The 8,670-nt window shown below is 75.9% G+C and carries 6 protein-coding genes and 1 pseudogene; 4 read left to right on the forward strand and 3 right to left on the reverse strand.

Annotated elements, in window-relative coordinates; genetic code table 11:
* Window positions 1-601 (forward strand): annotated as a pseudogene (locus DZF91_RS32730) (ornithine cyclodeaminase family protein); the annotation flags it as partial.
* Between the two features lie 112 nt (window positions 602-713).
* Window positions 714-1,523 (forward strand): patatin-like phospholipase family protein, encoded by an 810-nt coding sequence (locus DZF91_RS32735; RefSeq protein WP_117360921.1) that lies wholly within the window; start codon window positions 714-716, stop codon window positions 1,521-1,523.
* A 166-nt stretch (window positions 1,524-1,689) separates the two neighbouring features.
* Here DZF91_RS32735 and DZF91_RS32740 read toward each other — a convergent pair whose 3' ends face one another.
* A complete protein-coding gene (locus DZF91_RS32740) occupies window positions 1,690-1,899 on the reverse strand; it encodes a hypothetical protein (RefSeq protein WP_117360922.1) in 210 nt (69 codons plus the stop codon).
* 140 nt (window positions 1,900-2,039) lie between these two features.
* On the opposite strand from DZF91_RS32740, the gene DZF91_RS32745 reads away from it, so the two are divergent.
* Both DZF91_RS32745 and DZF91_RS32750 read left to right on the forward strand, forming a co-directional pair.
* A complete protein-coding gene (locus DZF91_RS32745; RefSeq protein ID WP_117360923.1) occupies window positions 2,040-2,855 on the forward strand; it encodes an SDR family oxidoreductase in 816 nt (271 codons plus the stop codon).
* Window positions 2,856-2,857: 2 nt separating this feature from the next.
* A complete protein-coding gene (locus DZF91_RS32750; RefSeq protein WP_117360924.1) occupies window positions 2,858-3,931 on the forward strand; it encodes an NAD(P)H-dependent amine dehydrogenase family protein in 1,074 nt (357 codons plus the stop codon).
* On the opposite strand, the gene DZF91_RS32755 is transcribed toward DZF91_RS32750, so the two are convergent.
* Together DZF91_RS32755 and DZF91_RS42995 are read right to left on the reverse strand one after the other, a co-directional pair.
* The gene (locus DZF91_RS32755) at window positions 3,915-5,429 is read right to left on the reverse strand and encodes a glycosyltransferase family 39 protein (protein WP_117360925.1); all 1,515 of its coding nucleotides are present in this window, start codon (window positions 5,427-5,429) and stop codon (window positions 3,915-3,917) included. The genes DZF91_RS32750 and DZF91_RS32755 overlap by 17 nt on opposite strands.
* Window positions 5,430-5,582: 153 nt before the next feature.
* Window positions 5,583-8,546: a helix-turn-helix transcriptional regulator gene (locus tag DZF91_RS42995; RefSeq protein ID WP_328589248.1), complete on the reverse strand. Its 2,964-nt coding sequence runs from the start codon at window positions 8,544-8,546 to the stop codon at window positions 5,583-5,585.
* Window positions 8,547-8,670: the final 124 nt, after the last annotated feature.

Genomic DNA, 8,670 nt, shown 5'->3' on the forward strand with positions numbered 1-8,670 from the left:
CCGCGTCGCCGTCGTCGGCGCGGGCGCCCAGTCCGACCTCGTGCTTCGCGGCCTCGGCGCGCTCCGCGACACCGCCGGCCTCGCCCTCTCCGCGCTCACGGTCGCCGACCTGGACCCGGACCGCGCCGCCGCGTTCGCCGCACGGCACGGCGAACGGCTCGGCGTGCCGTCCGGAACCGCCGCCGACGCGCGCGCCGCCGCCCGGGACGCCGACATCGTGGTCATGGCGACGTGGGCGCGCGAACCCCTGCTGCACGCGGACGACGTCGCCCCCGGCACGCATCTCACCTCCCTCGGCGCGGACGAGCGCGGCAAGTCCGAACTCGCGCCCGACCTGCTCGAACGCGCCCGCGTCGTGGTCGACGACCGGGACCTCGCGGCCGAGATGGGAGTGCTCGCGACGGTGGACCCGCCGGTGCGGGACGCCGCCGGGACGCTCGGTGAGGTGCTGCGCGGCGAAGCCCCCGGCCGCGTCCGGGACGGGGAGACCACCGTCTACGCGCCCGTCGGCCTGCCCTGGCAGGACCTCGCCCTCTCGTGGGCCGTCTACCGGGCCGCGCGCTCCGCCGACGCGGGCACGCCGTTCGACTTCCTCGGCTGAGTGCCGCCGGTCCAGCCAGGTCGGCCACATCCCGCCCGGTCGCGCCATGAGACCTTGGTCGCAGCCCGAAAGTCCGATATCTCCGGGTCCGCCTGGTCTCTAGGGTGAACCCATGACGACCTCCTCTGACGTCGCGCTCGTCCTCGGGCCGGGCGGCCCGGTCGGGACGGCGTGGCTGCTCGGCCTCGCCGCCGGACTCCGCCGCGCGGGCGTGGACCTCGCCCGCGCGGACCTCATCGTCGGCACCTCGGCGGGCGCCATCGCCGGGGCGGCCCTCGCCACCGGCCGCGACCTGGACGAACTGGCCGAGATCCCCGTTCGCGAGCGCATCGGCGACCCGGCCGCGATGCCCCGCGCGCTGCAGATCATGAACACCCCCGGCAGGGACGCCGCCGAGGCGCTCCGCGAGGTGGGGGCGCTGGCCCGCGAGGCCGCCGCCATGCCGGCCGCCGAGCACGCGGCGGCGATGGAGAAGACGCTCGGCACCCGGACATGGCCGGACGCGAACCTGCTCATCACCGCCGTGGACGTGGAGGCCGGACGGCCCGTCGTCTGGACCCGCGCCAGCGGCGTCCCGCTGCACGTCGCGGTGGCGGCGAGCAGCGCCGCCCCCGGTGCCGTCCGCCCGGTCGGCGTCGACGGCCGCGACCACATCGACGGCGCGTTCGGCGGCGGCGCGAACGTCCACCTCGCCGCGGGCGCCGGGACGCTGATCCTCATCGAGCCGCTGGGCGCCATGATGCCCGGCCCGGACGGCGGAGCCGACCTGCGCGTCCTGCCGGACCCCGCCGCCCTGGAGGCGTTCGGCCGGGACCTCGGCGACCGGACCCGCTGGAGCCCGGTCTACCGCGAGGGACTGCGGCAGTCCGCCGACCTCGTGGAACCGCTCGCCGACCTGCTGGGCCGACACGCGACCACCTGACGGCCCCGCCCTCGGACCGGCTCGGCCCCTTGGCCGCCCCGCCCTCTCAACGGCTCGCCCCTTGGCCGACCCGCCCTGCGACCGGTTCGGCCCTGCGACCGGTTGCGCCCTCTGACCGGTTCCGCCCTTCGACCGGCGTGCCCGCCCGTCCGGCTCCGGCGTGGTCCTACCGGCCGACGCGGGGGAGTTGCGAGGTCAGGTGCCATCCGGCGCAGGTCGGGCAGCGGTAGGCGCGGGTCTCGGCCTTGTCCCGGTCCTGGCGGCCCTGGCGCTGGATCGTCGCCAGGGCCAGGCCGGCGGCGATGCGGTCCCGGAAGCGGACCTTGCCCGTCGGGCAGCGGGTCGGGGGGTGGTGCGGGGTTCGGCGACGGGGCATCGGAACCACCTCCGGGGGTCAGGGTGATGGTTCCGGTGTACCTCAGGTTGGGGGCAAAGTCCCGACTTAGACCGGCAAATGGGGCAGAAGGGGTTCAGGTCGCCATTGAACCCCGTTCGCTTTCGTGTTGGGGTGAAGAGATGATCTGGGACCGCTTCCGCCTCGACGGCCGGGTCGCCGTCGTCACCGGCGCCGGCCGCGGCATCGGCGCGGCCTCCGCCGTCGCGCTCGCGCAGGCGGGCGCCGACGTCGTCCTCGCCGCCCGCACCGAGGAGCAGCTGCGCAAGGTCGCCGCCGAGGTCGAGGCCGCCGGACGGCGCGCGCTGGTCGTCCCGTCCGACCTGTCCGACCCGGCGGCCTGCGCCGGCCTGGCCGGCCGCGCCGCCGACGCGTTCGGCCGCGTCGACGTCGTCGTCAACAACGTCGGCGGCGCGCTGCCGCAGGCGTTCCTCGACACGGGGACCGCCGACCTGGAGGAGGCGTTCCGGTTCAACGTCTCCGGCGCGCACGCGCTGACCGCCGCGGCCGTCCCGCACATGCTCGCCGCGGGCGGGGGAGCGGTCGTGAACATCGCGTCCGCGATGGGGCGCATGGCCGGACGCGGCTACCTCGCCTACGGGACGGCCAAGGCGGCGCTCGTCCACTACACGCGCCTCGCCGCCACCGACCTCGCGCCGCGCATCCGCGTCAACGCGATCGCCGTCGGCTCGGTCGCCACGTCCGCGCTGGACATCGTGATGACCGACGAGGGGCTGCGCACGGCGATGGAGCGGAACACGCCGCTGCGCCGCATCGGCGACCCCGAGGAGGTCGCGGCGTCCGTCCTCTACCTCGCCTCGCCCGCCGCCGGGTACGTCACCGGGACCGTGCTGCGGGTGGACGGCGGCACCGACGTCCCCAACCTCGACCTCGGGCTGCCCGACCTGGCCCCGGACGCCCTCACCACGGAGGAGTGACCATGACCTACCGCGTCGCGCTGTGGGGCACCGGCAACGTCGGGCGGCACGCCCTCGCGGGCATCGCCGCCCGCCCCGACCTGGAACTCGTCGGCGTCTGGACGTCCACCCCCGCCAAGGCCGGACGCGACGCCGGGGAGCTGTGCGGGATCGGCCCCGTGGGCGTCGCGGCCTCCGCCGACGAGGACGGCATCCTCGCGCGCGGCGTGGACTGCGTCGTCTACACGTGCATGGCCGACGTCCGCATCCAGGAGGCTCTGGACGACCTCGCCCGGCTGCTGCGCTCCGGCGTGGACGTCGTGTCCGCGAGCCCGGTGTTCCTGCAGTTCCCGGACCAGGTCGTCCCGGACGCGATGGTCGCCCCGCTCCGCGCGGCGGCGGAGGAGGGCGGCGCCTCGCTGTTCGTCAACGGCGTCGACCCCGGCTTCGCCAACGACGTCCTGCCGATCGTGCTGTCGGGGATCAGCGAGCGGATCGACCAGGTCCGCTGCATGGAGATCCTCAACTACGCCACCTACGACCAGGGCACCGTCCTGTTCGACATCATGGGTTTCGGCCGTCCGCTCGAGGACACGCCGATGCTGCTGCTGCCGGGCGTGCTGACCATGGGCTGGGGAAGCGTCGTCCGGCAGCTCGCCGCCGCCCTGGACGTCGAGCTCGACGGTGTGGAGGAGCACCACGTCCGGCTGCCCGCGCCCGAGACGTTCGAGATCGCGTCCGGGACGATCGAGAAGGGCACGGCCGCGGCGCTGCGCTTCGAGGTGCGCGGCATGGCCGGCGGCCGGCCCGTGATCGTGCTGGAGCACGTGACGCGGCTGCGCGACGACCTCGCGCCCGACTGGCCGCGCCCGTCCGGGCAGGGCTGCTACCGCGTCGAGCTGACCGGCGAGCCGAACTACACGCTCGACCTGCGGCTGCTCGGCTCGGACGGCGACCACAACACCGCCGGGCTGAAGGCGACCGCGATGCGGCTCGTCAACGCCGTCCCGGCGGTCGTGGCGTCGCCGCCCGGCCTGCTCACCGCGCTCGACCTGCCGCTGATCCCGGGGCGCGGCCTGGTCAGCCGAGGTGCCTGAGCCGCGGCCACAGCTCCGGCCACGGCATCCTCTGGCCGCGGCACACCCAGATCGGCTTGCCCTGCTCCTGGTTCTCCAGGTGGACGCCGTTGTCCACACGGCCGGCGACGGTCACCGAGGTCCAGTAGGGGAGTAGCGCGTCCGCCGACTCCGGCCCGACCACGATCGTCGGGCCGCCGCTGTCCGGCGGACGCCCGAAGTACCAGAACCCGTTGTGCCCGCTGTACGCGCGCGGCAGCCCGTGCTTCCCGCCGTACCGGTCGATCGCCCCGGCCTCGCCGTAGTTGCCGGTCAGCAGCGTCGCGCGGGCGCGGTCCGGCAGGCCGTGGTAGACGGCCGCGACCTGCGCGGTGAAGCGCGGCCAGCCGACCATCTCCGCCGCGTCCACGTTGATGACCGGCTGCGGCGTCGCGTGCAGCACCCGGACGGGGTAGACCGGCAGCGTGAGCGCCACCGTGACCAGGCCGAGGACGGCGATCGCGGGCCGGGTGAGCGTCCAGCCCCAGCCGCGCGGCGCGGACCGCCGCTCCACGTGCACCGCGCCCGCCGCCCACAGCGCGGGCCACAATCCGGCCAGGTAGTACGGCTTCCCCCCCGTGACCAGGAAGAACACGGTCAGCAGCGCGTAGGCCCACGCCAGGAACCGGAACGCCCGCAACGGCCCGGGCCTGGACAGCCGCCACAGCCCGTAGATCCACAGCCAGGACGGCACGATCCCCGTGAGCAGCACCTGGAACGGCAGGAAGCCCGGACGTCCCGCCATCGCGCCCTGCGACTCGATCTTCCCGGCCATCCCGATCTGCGGCCAGCCGTGCCGCGCCTGCCACACCAGGCTCGGGGCGGCCAGCGCCGCCGCCACCGCGACCCCCGCCCACAGCAGGGGCCGCCGCACCACCTCGCGCGGTCCGGAGACCAGCAGTCCGGCGACGAGCCCGACCAGCAGGAACCCCGCCAGGTACTTGATGTTCAGCGCCACCCCCGCGACGGCCCCGGCGGCGAGCAGCATCCGGTCGTCGCGCGTCCGCACCCAGCGGACGGCCAGCCAGACCAGCGCCGTCGACACCGCGAGGTCCGGCGAGGCGGTGTAGAACGTGTGGCCGATCGCGACGACGAACGGGCAGATCGCCGTCAGGGCCGCCGTGAGCGTCTGCGCGCGCCGTCCGCCGCCCATCTCGCGCGCCGTCAGCGCCGCCAGGACGACCGTCGCCGCGGCCGACAGCGCCGCCGGGATCCGCAGGACCGTCAGCGAACGCGGCGCGATCTCCGTCATCAGCCTGGTCAGCAGCGGAAGCAGCGGCGGCTGGTCCGGGTAGCCCCAGGCCGGGTGCCGGCCCGCGACCAGAAAGTACAGCTCGTCCCGGTGGTAGCCGTACCGCGCGGCGAACAGCATCAGCACGAGGAACGTGGCGCCCGCCGCGACCGCCACCGGACCCCACGCGACCGCCGCCGGTCCCAGCCCCTCGGCCGCGGACGGCCGATCCCGCGCCGTTCCGGTCATGACCGCACGTTAACCCCCGGAACCCCTCGAATCCCCCCGACCTCCCTGACCGGACACGGCCTCTTGGGCCGCGACCGGGCCTCTTGGGCCGCGACCCGGCGTCAGCCCGAAGGTTCCCGAGGGTTCTCCGGGGAGCTGGTCGTCCGGGTCTTCTCAGAGGTTCTCGCGGAGGGCGAGGGCGGCGGCCTGCGTGCGGCTCGTGACGTTCAGCTTGGCCAGGATGTTGGAGACGTGCACGCTCGCGGTCTTGGGGGAGATGAACAGCGTCGCCGCGATCTCCTTGTTCCCCATGCCGGTCGCCACCAGCTTCAGCACCTCGCGCTCGCGCGAGGTGAGCCCGCTGAGCGGCCCGCCGCCCGCGGCCTCCTCGCCGCCGCGCGACCGGTCCTCCGCGAGCCGCGCCCGCTTGCCCAGGTCGTGCAGCACGCGCAGCAGCGGCCGGGCGCCGAGCCGTTCGGCGTCGGCGACGGCGGCGCGCCACTCGGCCGCCGCGCCGTCCCGGTCGCCGTGCTCGGCCAGCGACTCGGCGAGCTGCCACCGCGACCGCGCGACCTCGTACACGAACCCGTAGTCGAAGATGTCCCGCACGGCCCGCCAGTGCTCCGGCTCGTCGGTGCCGTGCGCGCGCCGCCACTCGGCCTCCGCGCGCGCCAGCCAGCCGCGCCCCTCGGCGCCCATCCACGCGTCGTGCCGTCCGTCCGGGGTGTGGGTCGCGGCGAACCGGGCCTTGTTCACCAGCTCGTCGGCGGCGGCGCGAGCGGCGGCCTCGGCGGCGGCGTCCCTGGCCCGCCGCGCGCGGACGGCCCGTTCGGAGTGCGCCCGCAGACCGACCGCCGCGATCCGGATGAGCCCGGTGTCGGTCGGCCCGCTGGACGCCAGCACGGTCGTGACGTGCTCCAGCGCGCCCGCCTCGTCGCCCTCCCACAGCCGCTGCTCGGCGGCCAGGCCGCGCGCGACGTAGGTGAGGAACTGGTCGCCGTCCCACAGCGGCCTGATCCACTGGAGCCGGCGGGCGGCGCGCGAGCTGCCCCGCGCGACGTCCAGGAACAGCGCGTACGCGGAGACGACCGCCTCCACGTCCCGCACCACCCGGATGCCGAAACCGTCGGCGACCTCGGACGCCCGGTCCCAGTCGCCCTCGGTGTAGGCGATGAGGAACTGCAGGAACCGCAGGTTGATGCCGTACGTGGACCAGGTGAGGCCGTTGTCCAGGGTGAAGCGGACGGCGTCGTCGGCCAGCGCGCGTGCGCGCGCGAGCTCGCCCGTCTCGTACGGCAGGTGCGCCTGCACGTAGAGCGCGCGCAGCGTCACCTGCATGTTGCCCGAGGCCCGCGCCAGCCGGACCGCCTCGCTGTAGGCGCGGGTGACCTCCGGGCCGGGCCCGAGCGTCGCCTCGGTGTGCTGCCCCAGCGAGATCAGCGCGGCGGCCTCGGCGGACGGCACGTCCGCCTCGCGCGCGACGCGCAGCGCCTCCGCCGCCATCGCCGGGACCTCGTCGTACCGCTCGGGCGTCGCCAGCAGCGACCGCACGTAGGTGGCCAGCACGCGCGCCCGCGCGGGCGTCGGCGGCTCGACGGGCGTGAGGTCCAGGGCCTCCTGCGCCCACGTGCGCGACTCCTCCAGCCGGTCGTTCTCGTGCAGGTAGTACGCGAGGCGCTCGCGGACCTCCGCGCCGAGCGCCCGGTCCTCCGGATCGACCAGCGCCAGCAGCCGCCGCAGCCGCTGCACGGCCCGGCGCACGTCGCCGGACCGGCCCGACGACCGGACCGCCGCCCACTCCAGGTCCACCCGGCTGAGCCCGGCCGACTCCTGCGGCCCGGGCACGCTGTCCCACAGCGACAGCGCCTGGTCGTAGTGCTCGTACGCCTCGTCCGGCGCGCCCATCCGCTCGGCGTCCCGGCCGGCCCGGACGGACGCGGCGAACGCGGTCGGCAGGTCGTGCGCCGCCATCGAGTGGTAGGCCAGCTCCGCCGCCGCGCGGGGCGGCCGGTTCGCGTCGGCGACCGGTTCGCTGTCGGGCGCGACGGCCCGCATGAACTCGGCGGCGAACGCGCGGTGCAGCCGGGTCCGCTCGCCGGGCAGCAGGTCGGCGTAGACGGCCTCGCGCAGCAGCGCGTGCCGGAAGGTGTACCCGGCCGTGCCGGTCGGCACGAGGATCTGGTGCGACACCACGTCGCGCAGCGCGTCGCCCGCCGCGGCCTCCGACAGCCCCGAGACGCGGCGCAGCAGCTCGTCGTCCACGCGGCGTCCGGCGACGGCGGCGACCCGCACCACGCGCTGGGCGTCCTCGGTCAGCCGCTCCACCCGGGCGAGCAGCAGGTCGGCCAGCGCCGCGGGCAGCTCCCCGTCGTCCCCGACGGCGAACAGCTCGCCCGCGTAGAACGGGTTGCCCTCCGACCTGCGGTGGACGCGCTCGACGAGCTCGGCCGGGGGCTCGGCGCCGGTCCCGGTCAGCGAGGTCAGGAACTCGGCGGTCTCGCCCGGCCGGAACGGCTTCAGCTCGACCGCCGACACGTTGGGCAGCCGCAGGAGTTCGGCGACGACCGGCCGCAGCGGGTGCCGCCGGTGCAGGTCGTCGGTCCGGTAGGTGCCGACCAGGCAGACCCGCTCGCGCTGGAGCACCCGGCTGAGGAAGACCAGCAGGTTGCGGGTGGAGCGGTCGGCCCAGTGCAGGTCCTCCAGGACCAGCAGCACCGGCCGCTGGCCGCCCAGCTCGCCCAGCAGCCCGAGCGTGGCGCCGAGCAGCTGCTGGCGGCCGAGGTCGGACGCCTCGTCCGGGGCGCCGTCGCCGTCGGGCAGCAGCCGGCGCAGCACCGGCCGCCCCGACAGCCCCTGCTCCAGGGCGGCCCGCTCGTCCGCGGCCGAGTGCGGGTCGCGCAGCGCCGTCCACAGGGCGTCGGCCAGGGGGAGGTAGGGCATCGACTCGCCGAGCGCGGCGCACTGGCCGGTCAGCACGGCGAAGCCGCGCTCGCGCGCGGTGGCGGTGAGCTCGGCGACCAGATGGGACTTGCCCACCCCGGCGTCCCCGCCCACCAGGACGACCCCGGCGCGGCCGGCGGCGGCCCGGTCCAGGGCCGCGATGAGCGCGGCGAACTGCGCCTTCCTGCCGATAAGCACCCTTTGCGGCACCTCCCCATGAATCGCCTCAGTATGGCATCGGGACGGGGTGCCCCAGGCAGGCCCCGGCCCCCGGTCCTGGTGAGGATCGGGGGCCGGGGCCGGCGCCGGGTCGTCCGGACGG

This window comes from Actinomadura logoneensis (genome assembly GCF_003428695.1).
GTDB lineage: Bacteria > Actinomycetota > Actinomycetes > Streptosporangiales > Streptosporangiaceae > Spirillospora > Spirillospora logoneensis.